The following is a 15,788-nucleotide window of genomic DNA, read 5'->3' on the forward strand; positions in this document are numbered from 1 at the left end:
GTCTCTGTTAATCAAGCGTATGCTATGACTTCGAACGTGAGTAGACAAGCGGATTAATCGGACTTGCCGCCATGTCACCCGGCTTCAGACCTGGGAACCACTGTGCAAGATCACTCTTGCGGGCATTGCTGTCAGGCTCGGCAATGACGGTGTCGTCCGCGACATAGATGATCGTCATCACCTTGCGCATCGTGTCCGTCGGGTTGCCCGGAGCGCTGTGCAGCGTCCATCCGGCATGGAATGTAGCATCCCCAGCCTTCATGGCGCCATAGCTGACCTTCTCGAAGCCCTTGCCTTCGATATACTCCGCTAATGTCTTGTGTGACTCATCGGAGATCACCATCTTGTTAATGTAGCCAACCTTGTGCGACTCGGAAGCGAAGGTCATAGAGCCTACTTCCTCAGACACATCAACGAGCGGCATCCATAGCGTAATCGTCTTGTCCGTATCGAGCGGCCAGTAGATCTGGTCCTGATGCCATGGGGTATGCCCGCCTCCCGGCTCCTTGAACAGCGCTTGATCGTGGTAGATGCGCACTCCATCTACACCCATGAGATCTGCAGCAATCTTCGCGAACCGTCTAGCGAGGGTGAATGCTGCGGCCTCTTCACTATGCTGCCACAGATTGCCGACCTGGATGAATGCCTTGCCGTAGGTGTCTCTCTCTTCGAGCGGCTTATCATGGTTGTTCAGACGCTTAACGACCTCTGTAATGACTGGCTCATACGCCGCAATCTCCTCTTCCGTTGCCGCCTGGCGCACCATGACATGGCCATTCCTTGCGTAATGATCCAATTGCTCCGTTGTCAGCTCATACTCACTATCCATAGCAGGCAGTACTCGTACGTCCTGTTCCATTCGAATTCCTCCTCAGCAAGCTGTGTTGTATGCTTCTAAGTATAGAATCGAACGAGCGATAAGTCTTTGTCACAACCTCTTAATCTATTGTCAAAAACAACTGTTATATATACGCGCCTTCATCATCACACTTCAATCCAGCTGCCGCCTTCAAGTGCACTCTGATGTTCAGCTAGATTGGTGCGTATCGTATGGAGATTGCTCTTCGCCGTTACCATTGGGCTCCGACTGTCCTCTATCGCGCTTAGGAAGTCTCCCATTGTTGCGCAGAAGGAAGGTGGCATGTGAAGCCCGCTTGAATCCACTCTCCGCTCTCCTGTAGAGATAAGTCTGGAATCTATAATAATCTCGTCATGGAAGTCGAACAATAAGGTTCCTTCCGAGCCTTCGACACGGCAGAACACGCCTTCCTTACTGCTTCTTAGGAGCTCATTATGAACGATATGTCCAGTCAATCCTGGACCAAATTCACTAATGCCAAGCATTAAGTTATCGCTGACGAAGTGCTGCCCTTCCATCCGTGAGGTCTTCACCCATACCCGACTTGCATCCCGGCCTGACCAGAAACGAAACAGGTCAGCTATGTGATTGTTCCATTGAATCGTCAAGAAGTCCGGGCAGGTGGAATAGAAGGGATGATCAGCGAGCATCACATCCTGTGTTCCTTGAATCTCCACACTCATGTAATAAGGCTTGCCAATTAGACCTTGCGTGATGAGGTGATGCGCCAGATAACTGTTCCTGTACCAACGGTAATTCTGATGAACAGCGAACGGAACCCCAGCACTCTCAGCTAACTCAACCATGCTTAAGCATTCCTCTATAGAGGTTCCCAGTGGCTTCTCCGTGATGAGAGGCTTGCCAGCCTTCATTGCCTCTCGAACAACGGGTAGCCGCAATGTCGGCTGAGTCAGTAAGTCTATAACCTCAACCTCAGCGTCTTCTATTAGCTCAGCATAGTCTTCATACACCTTGGTTACCCCGAACTTCTCCACTGCCTCGCGCCTTGCGCTTGGATCAGGGTCAGCTACAGCTTCTATCTTCCAACCGTTCTCCTGATACGCCTTAGCATGTGCACGAGCAATACCGCCGAAGCCAACCATTCCTATACGCCAATCTTGTCTTCGCGGCTGAGGGAAGTTCGGTATGCCGAGATCCTTCGCTAATATAATCGGAATATCTGTACTCATAGGTTGTCCTCCTCCGTGTAGTTACATGAATGATTGATCCGCTATCTGTGAAGATGCCCTCTGCGCTTCTGACCTGTCAGCTCTGTCTCCGCCCAGAAGTATACAGTGTCCTTAACGATCTCCAGCAGCTCATGCTCGTCTCCTGCTCTAGTGACGAATACATCTCCCGACTTAAGTGTGTAGATTGCACCTTCCGAGTGCAGAATGCATTCGCCCTCCACCATGAATATGAACTCATCGCAATCATGATAATGAAGCTCTGTTACGTTCCTGAGCCCTGCTTCGAATCGAACGAGCCCCCAAGCTGGGAACTCATCGGTTGCAGGAGGTAACCCTGCTTGTTGAATAAATGGCAACTTGCATGCCCCCTCTAATATGGATAGTTAAGATAAGGATACCTAGTTAATGATAGCCTGAGCGCGCAGCCTGTTACCCACTGTTATGGTAGGCACAAGGTTAGAATTCCGTCTTCTCCTGAATCCCGCAGTATGCGAAGTTCCACGTGTATAGGACCAGATTCTATCCTGCAAGCGCAGCTTCACCCCCTATAATTAGATTGCCGTATTGCTTCGTCCTAGACGGTAATCCTATTCCTAAGCGAGGTTAATCATAACGATGCGAACTAGTACCATCTACCACAATGATCCACCCTCCATTGTTCCTGCTTCCCAGCATTATACGGTTCGAGTGAATGGCCAGCCTGTATTCGTCTATTCCTGTGAAGTCGCCTGCTACGCTCTGCTGTCAGGTGAAGGCGCAATGCAGGTTGAAGTTGAAGCTCGACGTTCCTTCAGCAAGGTGGTGGTGCGCCCTCTAAGCTCCGAGACCCAGATTGCTGTTGAGGGGTCCACCGTCCAGCTCGATGTCGCTGCACCAGCTAAGCTCAGCGTGGAATTCGATCATGAGCTGAGGAGACCCTTATTCATCCTGATTAATCCACCGGAGAAGGAACCTCGTCCAGACCCTCTAGACCCTATGGTCCATTATTATGCAGCAGGCTCAGCGTACGAGATTGGCCTGCTCAGACTGAAGAAGAATGAGATTCTCTACATTGAAGCGGGGGCCGTTGTCTATGGCGTGGTCGAGGCTGAGGAGGCCGATCACCTAACGATCAGAGGCAGGGGAATCCTAGATGGCAGCAAGTGGTCTCGTGAGGGTGAGCTGCGTGAGCAGCGCCTGATGAAGCTGACGGATTGCAAGCAGGTTACGGTTGAGGGGGTTACCTTAGTAGACGGCCCTTGCTGGCATCTGGTGCCCGTCGGCTGCAAGGGCGTGGACATCTCCAACCTGAATATTATTACATTCGTAGGAGGCGGCGACGGTATAGATCTTGTTGCCTGCCAAGACGTCACTGTTCACAACTGCTTCATTCGTTCCAAGGATGATTGTATTGCGATTAAGGCCTATCAAGGTTCGGAGGCGAGCCAGCGCAGCGTTCATAATATTCAGGTAACCGGCTGTGTATTGTGGAATGCAGAGTGGGGCAATGCCTTGGAGATCGGCTATGAGACTACGTGCGAAGAGATGACGAATATCGTGTTCGAGGATTGCGACATTATTCACTGTGAGTTCGAAGGGTACCAGTCTGGGGGAACCTTCACCATTCATAATGGTGATCGAGCCTCCATACGGAATGTTCGATACGAGAATATTCGAGTAGAGGATTCACAAGAGAAGCTGATTGATATGAAGGTGCTGTTCGCTCAATACTCACGTGATGAACAGCGGGGGCAGATTGAGAATATTGTGTTCCGCAACATTCAGGTGGTAGACGGACCGTTCCCCGTATCTATCATTCGAGGGTTCGACGGAGATCATATGATTCACAATGTGAGCATTGAGCATCTTATCGTTCACGGGAACAAGATAAGTAGTGCCAATGCCGCTAAGACCGTTATCGAGCTGTCCAAGAACGTTCGGTTCCAATAGCAACTGCAGAGCTGCTGTGCAGAGAGAGACAGCTCCTTCCTCTGTACAGCAGCTGCAGCATCATACTATTCTCATTCATCTAGCCCTTCGTATTCGAACCAGTCGAAGTGAGCAGGCTGCTCGCAGCTCCGCCCATTGCCAGTAGCATACATGCCCGCATATACACCGGTGAATCCTCCAGCAACCTCTTGGGACAGTAAGAGACTCTCCCCTGTTCCAGCCATATGCCATTCTCCTGTGGTTCCTTCACGATAGCTGAATTGGTAGCCTTCGGCTGCAGCCATTATTCGCAGAACAACGGCCATAGTAGACTGTATCTCTTCGAATTGCTCCACCGTCAGGTCGGCAACCCGCTTCCGTAACAGAATGCCTCGCTTCCCTGCTTGCTGAGTGATGCTTATCTCATAATGGAAGCGTTCATTCATTCGTACGGTTAGACCAGCTTCCTCTCCGTCGCGGCTCGGAACGAACTCACACCATGCTTCACATCGGCATTGGAAATGCTGCTGTCTTCGTCCGACGAAGGAATGAAATGCAATGTCGCTTAGAGTCGGCGCCTCACCCTGAATGGATAACCAGCCCGGCCGTCTCGTTAAGGACCATAAGGGCTGCCCCATAGGATTGCGTAGCGTATTCCAATGTAAGGGCAGCTCTCGATGATTGAAGTCATCTCTAGTCGGTTCAGCTGGCCAGGGGTGGAGCTCGTAATCCTCAGCAACTTCCATCGTGAGTGCGATAGGCTCCCCTTGATTGACCATGGGCCAGCCATCCTCCGTCCATTGTACAGGGGCGATGAAGGTCTCCCTGCCTAGATGATGATTCCCCCAGCCGATTCGTCTAACTCCAAGGAACACAAGCCACCAGGTACCATGATGACTCTGAATGAGGTCGGCATGACCAATGGACTGAATAGCTGTCCAGCCTAGACTCCTATGAGTCAGTATCGGATTATGCGGACAGGACAGGAAGGGCCCGGATGGCGAAGGTCCCTTGGCGATGACAGCCATATGCCCATGGTAGGTCTCCCCTTCCGCAGCCAGCAGATAATACGATCCATTGATCTTGTACAGATGAGGGCCTTCACAATACTTATCCTCATAGCCCTCCCAGATGACGATCTCCTCGGATAGCTTCACTCCGGTATGCAGGTCAATCTCACATTGCTTAATGTTACCGTCGCTTGGATGATACGAATAGTACACCTTGCCGTCGTCGTCGAAGAATAGGTCTGGATCGAAGCCGTCTCCTTCAATGAAGACAGGATCAGACCACTGATCAGCAGGCTCCTTGGCCGTTACATAGAAGTGTCCTTGCCCCCTGACATCTGTTGTAATCATGTAGAACAAGCCGTTATGATACCGAAGAGTGGGGGCGAATATGCCATGAGGACCATACAAGTCCTGTAGCTGAAGCTGGGAATGCCGAGTTAGACAATGTCCAATCTGCCTCCAGTGGATGAGATCCTTACTGTGGAAGATCGGGACAGCAGGCCAGTACTCGAAGGAAGAGGTGACGAGATAATAATCTTCACCCTTCCTGCAGATACTAGGATCCGGATAGAACCCCCTCAGGATTGGATTCCTATATCTCATCTCCTCTCCTCCCCTGCAGCTTCACCTTACACCTTGCCTCTACTCGGCCAGCTTCAAGCTCTGTCAAGGTCGTGCCGTCAGTCATAGTGGTTAGGTCTGAATAATGATTGGTCATCTAGGCTCCATGCTCCTTATTCCTTGACTGAGCCAAGCGTAATGCCTTGGATGAAGAATCTCTGCATAGGCGGATATATGAATACAATCGGCAGCATCGTAAGCACGATCTTGGCGGCATTCAGTGTCTGGTTCGATACCTCGCTAAGCATCACGCCGACTTCTTCCGGCTTAGACGGGTCAATCTGAATAACAATCTCTTGCATATAGGTCTGCAGCGGGACCAGACTGCGATCATTAATGAAGATCATGGCTTGTACATAATCATTCCAGATCATGACGATGGTGAATAAGGATATCGTCGCCAGTACGGGGAATGACATTGGGAAGTAGATATGAAGCAGCTTCGTCCAAGGACCTGCCCCATCTATGCTGGAGCAATCGTCAAGCTCCTTCGGCAGATTCCTCCAGAAGTTGAACACAAGCAATACATTGCCGAAGTTGAACAGGTAGGGCAGCACGAGTACCCAGAAGTTGTCATACAGCCCTAACATCTTCGCATTGAGGAATCCTGGAATGATGCCTCCGCTGAAGCTCCCGACGATGAGTATCGTCCATAGGTAGATATTGCGCATTTTGAACTCTTTGGTCTCACGAGAGAATGGGTAGGCTGCCAAGTAAGTGACGATCGTACCTAGCAGGAGAACCGCTGCGATCCGCAAGGCAGACACCCCGAAGGAGACGAAGAACTGATCATCTTCCATGACCTTCTCATAGGCCTTGAGACTGAGCTTCTGCGGGAATATCGTAATCTCTCCCGCACCTGCTGCAGCCGAGCTGCTGAAGGATACGGCAATGGTGTGCAGGATGGGGAACATCGTGAGGATGGACACCAGAATGAGACTCGCATAGAGGGTGATATCATAGGCACGTGAGCCCCAAGTTTTAGAACGAACCATAATCTATTCCTTTCTGCCTCAGAAGATCCGATAATTCGCAAATCTATAGGCGAGAGTATACGTAATTGCGATTAGAATTAATCCGAATGTACTGTTCACTAATCCGATTGCCGTTCCGATCTCATATTGCGCACCAATTAGGCCGTTGCGGAATACCCAAGTATCGATAATATCAGCCGTATCATAGACTAACACATTGTACAGATTGAAGATCTGGTCGAAGCCCGCGTTAAGTACACCATTCAAGCTAAGGGTAGCCAGAAGAGCAATGGTCATAGAGATGCCAGGCAGCGTAATATGCCACAGCTGTCTGAAGCGAGAGGCGCCGTCCATGACTGCTGCCTCGTATAGTGCAGGGTTAATACTGGTCAAGGCAGCCAGATAGATAATGGTAGAGAACCCCATCTCCTTCCATACGTTTGATAGGACCATAATAGGCCGGAACCATTCATTGCTGGCCAAGAAGCTGATGGGCTCGATGCCGAGGATCGAGGTCAGCATTCCGTTAATGACGCCGTGGTTAGAGAAGATATCCCGGAATATACCGGCCAGCACTACCCAAGACAAGAAGTGAGGCAGATAGGTAATCGTCTGTACAGAACGCTTGAATAACTGATGCTTTATTTCATTCAGCATAATAGCAAGTACGATAGGTATGATTAACATGGTGACAAGTTTAGCTAGAGCGATAATGATGGTGTTTTCGAGCACCTGCCAGATCTCTGGATTTTTTATTAAGAACTGATAATGCTCCATGCCTACCCACTCTGAACCGAGTACCCCTTTCGTCGGTGAGAAGTCTTTGAATGCCAGCACAATGCCATAGATCGGAAGCACACTGAACAGGAAGAACAGGATGAATACAGGCAGCAGCATCACATGATATGTGAACTGATTGGATCTCAGTATTTTTTGAACCATCATCATTCACCTCTATAACACGATTGGCGCTAAAAAAAAGCTTAGCGCCAATCCGCGATTATTATAGCTTATTTATTTTTTTGAACGACTTCGTTAATTTCTTTTGTAATCTGATCGCCGCCTTGCTCTTTCCATTCCTTAACGAATGTATCGAAGTAATCAACGGGTTCTTTACCCATAATGATTTTGGTGAAGGCGACAAGCTGCTTATCGTTCAATGCACCCATCCGATCATCATACGTCGGGGTTGTATCTTGGAATGCGTTGAACTTCACATCCATCTTGGCATTAGCCAAGCTGCCCAGTGCATAGATCCAGTTGATATATACTTTGTAGGCGTTTAGAACTTTTTTAGGATTTTCTTGGTTCAGCTTAATATCTTTCCAGATATCCTTCTCACCGCGTGTGAGATCTTCTTCTGTCGCTTTTCCTTCAATGATAGCTTGGAATTTCTTGGAACTGTCGAACTGCTCGGACACCGACGAGATTGAGAATGCTGGAAGAATGGTTGGAGCTTCTGTCTTGCCATCTGGATTCTGCGTCTTCACTTCTTGCTCGTGGTCCATATACTTCGGGAAGCTGTTGTCATGCTTGTATCTCTCCGTTACATTCAACAGCTTCACCAGTGCTTCAGGATGCTCATAGCCCTTGCGGACAACATAGAGTATGTTCGTTGGATTATCGAAGGCAGCGCGAATGGTACCGTCAGGTGAGAAGGTATAGGCGCGCCAATCCGCCTTCGGATCACTGTCAATCGAACTGCCTAGCGGCCAATAGGCGCTCCACCAGGAAGCGAACGTCATCCCGATCTTGCCGCTTGTAATCAGCTCACTATTCTTGTTGCCATCTTGCTGAGCGAATTCATCATTTAATAGGCCTTCCTTATACATATCAGCAAGTATGCTTAGGGTTGACTTCGTTTCTGGCTGGATGCCTCCCCATACGACTTGGCCCGAGCTGTCGTTCAACCAAGTTTTAGGATACGAGTTATTGTAGTAGAACAGTGCCCCGCCATCGGTTGGTGCTCCCGCATAGATATCTTTATTGAAGGCTAAGCCCATCGTGTCTTTTTTGCTGTTGCCGTCAGGATCGTTATTGACGAAGGAGCGTGCTACCGTAATTAACTCTTCCAACGTTCTCGGAGCTGGAAGGCTGAGCTTATCCAGCCAATCCTGTCGAACCCACAGCACTGGAGCTTGAGAATACGTGTCTCCCTGAGCAGGCAGCGCATAGAGCTTGCCATCTACTGAAGCATTCTCAAGCGCTTTACCATTGTCGAATGAGTTGTATATCGATTTCACAGAATCGGAAGCGTATTCTTCGTAGACCTTGCTCAGATCTTCAATCTGCCCTGCTTCGACTAGCTCCTTCAATATAGTTCTAGCAGACTTGCCGCCGCTGCCTTCAATGCTGAATACATCAGCCAGATCATTACTGGCAATCATCAAGTTATACTTCTGCTTGTAGGAATCGCCTGCAGGAGCTGTCCACTTCACCTTAGGCTTAATGTTAAGATCTTCAAGATACAGGTCATTGAACCAATTGTCCTCGTAAGTAGATCCTTCGATGAACTTCTTCTCGGATTCCGCATTGTGCTGGTAGATGACACTCATCTCTACCGTGCTGTCATACTTACTGAAGGGATCCGCAGCTGGCTTATCTGTCTCCTTAACCGTGTTCCCGTCCTGAACATTGTTCGTGTTGCCACCTTGATTGCCCCCGTTATTATTACCTGAATTGCTGCAGCCTGCCGCTGCTGTGAGCGTTAATACGGCTGCAATTGTTAATGCGATAACCGACCGTTTATTCATTCCTGCACCCCTTCTAACAGAATAGTGTATCTCACAGACCCATCATACACGAATACTATGTAACCGCTTAAGTGAATACGGTAAGACGGCATGAGGAAATTCGTCATTTGATTCCCCATGCCGCCTTAGCCAACCAGTATAATCTCACTATTTTCTACCAATCTACTTCTCCTTATGTTGACTTCGGTACTCCGAGGGCAAGACACCTGTCTGCTGTCTGAACAATCGGCTGAAGTATCGCTCATCCTTGAAGCCTGCCTGCTCGGCAATCCAATAGATTGGATACTCATTCTGCTGAAGGTACCGCTTCGCAATCGATAAGCTGTACTCCTTCACATAATCATTGAACGACAGACCTAGCGTATCCTTGAATACTTGAGAGAAGTATCCTCTGCTCATATTGACCTTCTGTGCCACCAGGTTCTGGCTTAAGCCTTCCGGCAGCAACTCCGTTATAACGGGCAGTGACCTCAATGCACTTAGCACAATGTCTTGGGAATACGGCTGCTTCCCAAGCTGTTGCTGCAGATGGAGCCGAGTTCGATCCAGAACCGCTCGGTACTCTGACCAGCTGTAGAATTCCCCTGACAGCAACGGGAGATATTGCTCTTGCTTAAGTATAGAGGCGTGACTCCACTCCTCATAAGTGCTATGCAGCATCGTCTTCAGCTGCTTCGGGGCAGGCTGCTCTTCTCGAACGAGCTGCAGCCATTCCTCCCATAGACTATCGCTGAACAGCCAGCTGAAGGACTGCCAGATATCCTTGAACCGGGTAAGTCTCTTGCTGCTTTGCTTGTTCGATTGTTCCAGCACCTCTTGAAGAGTGACCGTGACAGCCTCAGCTAAGGAAGGTTCATATCGGTAGAAGAACGGACCTTGGATGAAGTCCACAAGATGAGCCGAGTAATTCGCCCAGTCCGACGGCCCAAGCCCCTCTACAATTAGGAGAATGAGATCGGAGCTCAGCAAGGTGTCCTTCAGCATATGGTCCATGTGAGCCTCCGGCATATAAGCAAGGAAGGAATGGGAAGGGTGGGGGACAAGAGCGTATTGAGACTTCAATCTCTCCAACGCCTCACAAGACGTTCCGGATCGATTCATCCATATCCACCCTGCCGATCGAGTCGGTTGATTTCGATTCATCTGATGGATTCTGTCAGAGATGCGGCTTAAGCTCTCTTCAAGCTCCATGGATTCCAGCTTAGTCTTCACCATGTAGTCAATCGCACCGAGCCTAAGCGCTTCTTGAATATAATCGAAGTCACGATGACAGGTAAGTACGGCAACAGGCAAGTCTGGCCTAGTTGTACTCAACCGCCTCATGAGCTCTATTCCCGACATGACGGGCATCGTTAGATCGGTAATGACAAGATCAGCATCCAGCTGTGCAAGCAGCTCAAGGGCAGACTCCCCATTGTCTGCTTCTCCGATAATCTCCATGCCGAAGGCTTCCCAGGGAAGGGAATGAATTAGTCCTCTGCGAATATAGAATTCATCCTCAACGATAATCGTCCTAATCATATGCATCCTCCTTGATTCTGATCGGAAGCTGTATCTCAATCGTCATGCCTTGGCCGAGCTCAGAATGCACACGCAGATCATACTGTTCTCCGTAGAACACCTGAAGCGTGTTCTGCACATAACGCAGACCGATGCCTAAGCCAACCTTCTGAGCTTGATCTTCATTCTGGGAGAACAGCCTCTCTACCTGCTCTTGCTCCATGCCTCCGCCGTTATCCTTCACTTCAATGATGAAGTAGTGCGGATTAGCTGCCTGCCTGATGCGCACTTGAATCTCACCGTCCTTGTGCTTGAACCCGTGATAGAGCGCATTCTCAACAATTGGCTGCAGGATGAATCGAGGCATGGGATAGCTGGTCACATCCTCGGACGTATCATATTCCACGTGAAAAGCATGATTATACCGGATCTGCTGCAGGTTAATATAATCCTTCAATGCCTGAAGCTCCTGCTGTACCGTGACAATCTCGCCTTCCTTACCTAAGTTGTAGTCCATGACCTCTATGAACAGTGTGATCAGCTTGAATATTTCCTGCTGGTTGTTGATCTTGGCCATCCATTGTACCGTATTCAAGGTATTATGGATGAAGTGAGGGTTAATCTGATACATCAGCTTCTCTACTTCAAGCTTGCGCTTGTTGCGCTCCTTCCTGCCTACCTCTGCAACCAGGTTGCTGATCTCGGTATTCATGCCTTGGAACTTCAGGAGCAGATCATCGAACTCATGTACACCCGTTACTTGAATGGGCTCGTTGAACCGGCTGCTGGCCGTATAATGAATATGCTTCCTCAACCACATAAGCGGAGAGTAGATGGTCTTCCATATTAGCCAAGCCAGCGCCAAGCTAATCAAGATAGAGACTGCTGCAATCACATAGAACTTGTTCAGGAAGAGCTTCATCTCTCGATTGAAATCCTTCTTATGCACGACAGTCATTAATGACCAGCCTAGGTCGCTAGTAGACGTGAAGAATAAATAATCCCCATATTCCACATACCCATCATGCTGTGAAGGTGGAATGGCTAACTGGCTCCCCTGTCCGAAGGACGACTCATTGTCGCTGTAGAGCACGACATTGTCCTTATCCACGAGCAAGTGCTGAACAGGTACGCCATACGTCTCTTCATTTAGACGATTTTGAAACACTTTGAAGTTCGTTTCAATGTAGACTAGTATTTTTTTGTCACCTGAGCCTTGGTCAATAGATCGAATGACTGACAGCACTTGATTGTCACTATACGGGTACAAGGTGCGGTGAGGTCCATGGAAGGACAGATTGTAGCTTGCTCTCGATGCGAGCAGGTGGTTCTCGATATCGACGCCGGTTCTTATATTCATATTCGGGAATATGTACTGCTCATCCTCAGGAACGTAGAACGTCATTAGTCCAAGGTCAGGATTCGTATAGTTGACAATAGTCATATAACGGTTCACATTGCGCTCAAGCTCAGCTCTGACTAGAGGATCAGATTGGCCTACGTAGAGGTTATAGCTGTCTCTTATATCCCCATAATAGGCAAGCTGCTTCGAAGCATAATCCAGATTGTTGAAGGCGTTCTCCAGTCCCTTCCGCTCTTGTTCAAGGGTCGTAACGAAGCCTCGCTCTACCTTGTTCTCCAGTATGGAGTAGATAGAATGCAGCGATACTCCTCCAATCATGGCAACGGGGATGAAGGAGGCTAACAGCAAGGCAATGAGCAGTCTTACCTTAAGAGATCCAGGCAATAGACGTGAGACTACGGACTTCATACCATGTCCTCCCAGCAGCTAGAATGGTTGTGCAGCTTGGCAGAGAGGATTACTCTGAGCCAGTATACTCATACTGCCAGCAACTTACTTCCAGTGTCAATCCTAACGCAACAGACAAGAAGCCGGAGAGGATCTCCGGCTTCTTGTCGCAATCTCTCTAATTCAGGGACACTTGTGATACTTGAATGGGTCCCGTCTTGCAATACAGCCGTACACTATGAAGTCCGCCAGGTACGCCAACAGCTGCAGCCGTGTAGGTCAGCGTCTGTCCAGAAGTGCCGCTTGTCGTAAGCGTGCTGACATAGTTGCCGTCTACATGTACTTCTACCTGAGCTGCATTACTAGCAGAATAGGTGAAGGATGGTGTCACGGACCCAGCGGCACTCGTCTTGAAGTTGTAGGACGTCCAACGGATAGGAGCAGAGCCATATTGATCTGGCTCATGACGCAGCGTTACTCCTCCGGCAGTCGGAGTGCCCCACCCTCTGGAGTTCAGAACCCAGCTGTCTCCGCTTGCCGAACCAGGGACCGCAATTCCATAAGTAACAGCTTCCTTGGCACCGTCCGCGAGGCTCTTGATTGCAGCTAGCTTAGGCGAGGTTGCTACGGGATTGTTCATATCCTTGACGAACTCCCACTGATAATAACCAGTGTTGCTAAGCGCAGAGAAGGTGAAGTACATCAGAATATCACCGCCATATTGCTCCCAAGCTTGCTGATGCTCCGTTACTTCAGCGGTCATACGCGAATCGTTCCAAGCTTGCAGCTTCACACTCTCACTATGACCTGTATTGTCCAGAGACGGCCCTCCTTCATAGGCTGTTCGCTTCAGTCCGAACATAGCCGCCCATGAAGCATCAATCTTCTGTGCATTCGCCCATGTAGCAGGATCCATATCCCCATTGCTCCAGAAGTTCGTCAGGCTCAGTGTGTCACTATGATTATCCGGGCTGTAGTAAGCAGACCCGCTGCCCCCCCAGATGAAGTAATTCACCGGACGAGGAACTGCCACATGATTCCCATCCTTGTTGCTGTACCAATTATCAATGAAGGAGAGCATCGTTCCTGCTGTACCCTGTCCGTCTCCCTGCTGCCACTCTAGAACAGGTCGAATACGGGTCATCATCTCACTATCTCCGAAGACTGCTCGGAATGCATTACTAATCTCCACTGTACGCTTCGCTTGACGTCTCCAGCCAAGCTGCCACACATTGGTTGTTCCATCATAATTAAGGATGGAACCGCCTGCATTAACTTCCGCAACGGCTTGATCCTTGTTCCATGTCGATTGGGTGAAGGCGCCGGCCGTATTCCACAACTCATTGCTATACTCGACATACAGCTTACGGCCGGCTTCCAGCCCTGGATATACCGGGTTAGCTTGCGTGCTGGTATAGGGTGTCACGCCATTCGTCCCATACTTGAATAGCTGGGCAAGCTTTGTAATATAGTCATCATTAACAGCGGTAGGTACACTAATCCACGCATCTACATCCAGTTCATTGCAGAGCATGACAATGTATTCCCACGCACCGCCCTTGCCTTGCCAGCCGTATCCCGTCCCGCCGCCAAGCGATTGAACCATAGCCGGCGTTACACGATCTGACCACTGCACCTCACCAGTCTTGCCATTCGTAGCGGTGAAGTCCATGAATCGAATGGCCTTAGCCTTGAATTCATTCTTAATGATGTTCTTGAACGTATCCGAGAATACCGTTGAAGCAGGATAGCTTGTCGATGACCCCGGCGAGACCGGACGCATAATCTTCATATTGGTTACCCCAGTGTTCGCTGCTGAGCTGCTCGTTCGCTTCGTATTCGTGAACTTCAGCGAGACCGTGCTGTTCGTATTCACGACCATCGTCCCAGAGCTTGTATTCGTCGCCGAGTTATACGAGATTCCTCCTGGAATAGAGGCATCACCCAGTGTAACGGCTACCGTTGCCTGCCCGTTGAAGCTAATCGCATAGGACCCTTGCGTATCATTAATGAATCCGCCTGCATCCCACATGAACAGGCCGAAGTCTTGATAGGGATCACCACTCGAATCCACAGGGAAGGTGTAATCGGCAGGGGAGTTAGGGCTTCCAATTCTCACAGTTTTATAAGCGTTAGCGAATATTTTCAAGTTGGAAGAGTCACTAGGATGCTCAATATTAATGCCCATGTATCGTTCGGCTATAGAGCCGCCTGTTCCTCCGGATCCTCCTTGTGCTGCGTACAGCTGACTCTGAGGAATAATCTGCTTGGCTATCGTAGGAGTTGACCAGTATAGCTTAGCCGCTGCACCATACCCGTTCTCATAATACTCCAGCTTAATATCCATCTTCTGCCCTGCAGCCAGTGATACAGAGCCGCTCCATTCGGTAGGGGACTGATCAACCCACTTGTCAATGATAAGCTGGTTGTTCACCCACAGCCTAGCGCCGTCATCGGTATTCGTATAGAAGGTATACACCTCAGAAGTCTGTGCTTGTACCTGTCCGGTCCAGCGGACGGAGAAGGTGTCGCTTCCTACCAATGGGTCCGGAGAGCCGTTCACCCAATCGAACTCAACCTTGTTATCTGTCCGAACAAGCTTGGAATTGGTCAGATCGGCATTGTCATAGTACTCGCCTCGAAGCCCCGTTCCCGTGCCTGTACCACCCGTTGAATCGTTAATGACACGTGCTCCCGCCCAATCGGCATGATCGCTGCTATTCCCATCTCCAGCATCCGTTGCAATTAACTGAAGCTGGGTCTTGCCTGTGATGTTGACATCAATGGTCTTGGTAGGTGTTGTGTTGTTCATGACACCGCTGTCATACAGCTTCGTTCCGTCAGCCCACACCTGGAAGACGACTGTGCCCCCCCAAGGATTCTGTTCGTCATCGATTCCAACATCGGAGACGAACCGGGTATAACCATTATTGAGCGTGTACGTAATCGTAGAGGCCGCATGTGTCCCTAATCCCTTCGTATACGTCACACCGTTCAATGTAATCGTATTGCCGTCAATGCTCTTGTCCTTCTGGACTGTACCGAACCCCGTCGTTGCCGTGGTCCAGCTCAGATCACTAATGTAAGTGGTCTCTGCTGCATACGCGACTTCTTGCCTCATCGTCCCCATGGTGAAGACTGTGAAGAATAGAAGCCAAGCCATCATTCCAGCCATCATCTTGCGGTACGTGCGTTGTGTACTCATGAATGCCTCCTCATAGAC

12 protein-coding genes are annotated in these 15,788 nt (G+C 49.5%); 1 reads left to right on the top strand and 11 read right to left on the bottom strand.

Features of this window, described 5'->3' with window-relative positions:
• Positions 1-22 precede the first annotated feature (22 nt).
• From ACFO9Q_RS05655 to ACFO9Q_RS05665, 3 genes are all read right to left on the bottom strand, one after another.
• A complete protein-coding gene (locus ACFO9Q_RS05655) occupies positions 23-859 on the bottom strand; it encodes a phytanoyl-CoA dioxygenase family protein (RefSeq protein ID WP_379179585.1) in 837 nt (278 codons plus the stop codon).
• A 125-nt stretch (positions 860-984) separates the two neighbouring features.
• On the bottom strand, positions 985-2,049 hold the full coding sequence (locus tag ACFO9Q_RS05660) for a Gfo/Idh/MocA family protein (protein ID WP_379179587.1): 1,065 nt from the start codon (positions 2,047-2,049) through the stop codon (positions 985-987).
• Between the two features lie 41 nt (positions 2,050-2,090).
• The gene (locus ACFO9Q_RS05665; RefSeq protein ID WP_379179589.1) at positions 2,091-2,405 is read right to left on the bottom strand and encodes a cupin domain-containing protein; all 315 of its coding nucleotides are present in this window, start codon (positions 2,403-2,405) and stop codon (positions 2,091-2,093) included.
• A gap of 259 nt (positions 2,406-2,664) precedes the next feature.
• Between ACFO9Q_RS05665 and ACFO9Q_RS05670 the strand changes: the two genes are divergently transcribed.
• Positions 2,665-3,978, top strand: a complete 1,314-nt coding sequence (locus ACFO9Q_RS05670; protein ID WP_379179591.1) for a glycoside hydrolase family 28 protein — start codon at positions 2,665-2,667, stop codon at positions 3,976-3,978.
• Between the two features lie 71 nt (positions 3,979-4,049).
• On the opposite strand, the gene ACFO9Q_RS05675 is transcribed toward ACFO9Q_RS05670, so the two are convergent.
• From ACFO9Q_RS05675 to ACFO9Q_RS05710, 8 genes are all read right to left on the bottom strand, one after another.
• A complete protein-coding gene (locus ACFO9Q_RS05675; protein WP_379179593.1) occupies positions 4,050-5,570 on the bottom strand; it encodes a glycoside hydrolase family 43 protein in 1,521 nt (506 codons plus the stop codon).
• Positions 5,560-5,685 carry a hypothetical protein gene (locus ACFO9Q_RS05680; RefSeq protein ID WP_379179595.1) on the bottom strand — a complete coding sequence of 42 codons (126 nt, stop codon included), beginning with the start codon at positions 5,683-5,685 and terminating at the stop codon, positions 5,560-5,562. The genes ACFO9Q_RS05675 and ACFO9Q_RS05680 overlap by 11 nt, the downstream gene beginning before the upstream one ends.
• 16 nt (positions 5,686-5,701) lie before the next feature.
• A complete protein-coding gene (locus tag ACFO9Q_RS05685) occupies positions 5,702-6,583 on the bottom strand; it encodes a carbohydrate ABC transporter permease (protein ID WP_379179597.1) in 882 nt (293 codons plus the stop codon).
• Positions 6,584-6,601: 18 nt separating this feature from the next.
• Entirely contained in the window at positions 6,602-7,510 is a 909-nt protein-coding gene (locus tag ACFO9Q_RS05690; RefSeq protein WP_379179599.1) for an ABC transporter permease, read from the bottom strand.
• Positions 7,511-7,572: 62 nt separating this feature from the next.
• Positions 7,573-9,315, bottom strand: a complete 1,743-nt coding sequence (locus tag ACFO9Q_RS05695; RefSeq protein ID WP_379179601.1) for a hypothetical protein — start codon at positions 9,313-9,315, stop codon at positions 7,573-7,575.
• A gap of 162 nt (positions 9,316-9,477) precedes the next feature.
• Complete coding sequence (locus ACFO9Q_RS05700; protein ID WP_379179603.1) at positions 9,478-10,836, bottom strand: response regulator transcription factor; 1,359 nt, start codon at positions 10,834-10,836, stop codon at positions 9,478-9,480.
• Complete coding sequence (locus ACFO9Q_RS05705; RefSeq protein WP_379179605.1) at positions 10,829-12,586, bottom strand: cache domain-containing sensor histidine kinase; 1,758 nt, start codon at positions 12,584-12,586, stop codon at positions 10,829-10,831. The genes ACFO9Q_RS05700 and ACFO9Q_RS05705 overlap by 8 nt, the downstream gene beginning before the upstream one ends.
• Positions 12,587-12,743: 157 nt before the next feature.
• Positions 12,744-15,770, bottom strand: a complete 3,027-nt coding sequence (locus ACFO9Q_RS05710; protein WP_379179607.1) for an NPCBM/NEW2 domain-containing protein — start codon at positions 15,768-15,770, stop codon at positions 12,744-12,746.
• Positions 15,771-15,788 lie beyond the last annotated feature (18 nt).

It is taken from the genome of Paenibacillus sp. GCM10023252, from assembly GCF_042653305.1.
Lineage (GTDB): Bacteria > Bacillota > Bacilli > Paenibacillales > Paenibacillaceae > Pristimantibacillus.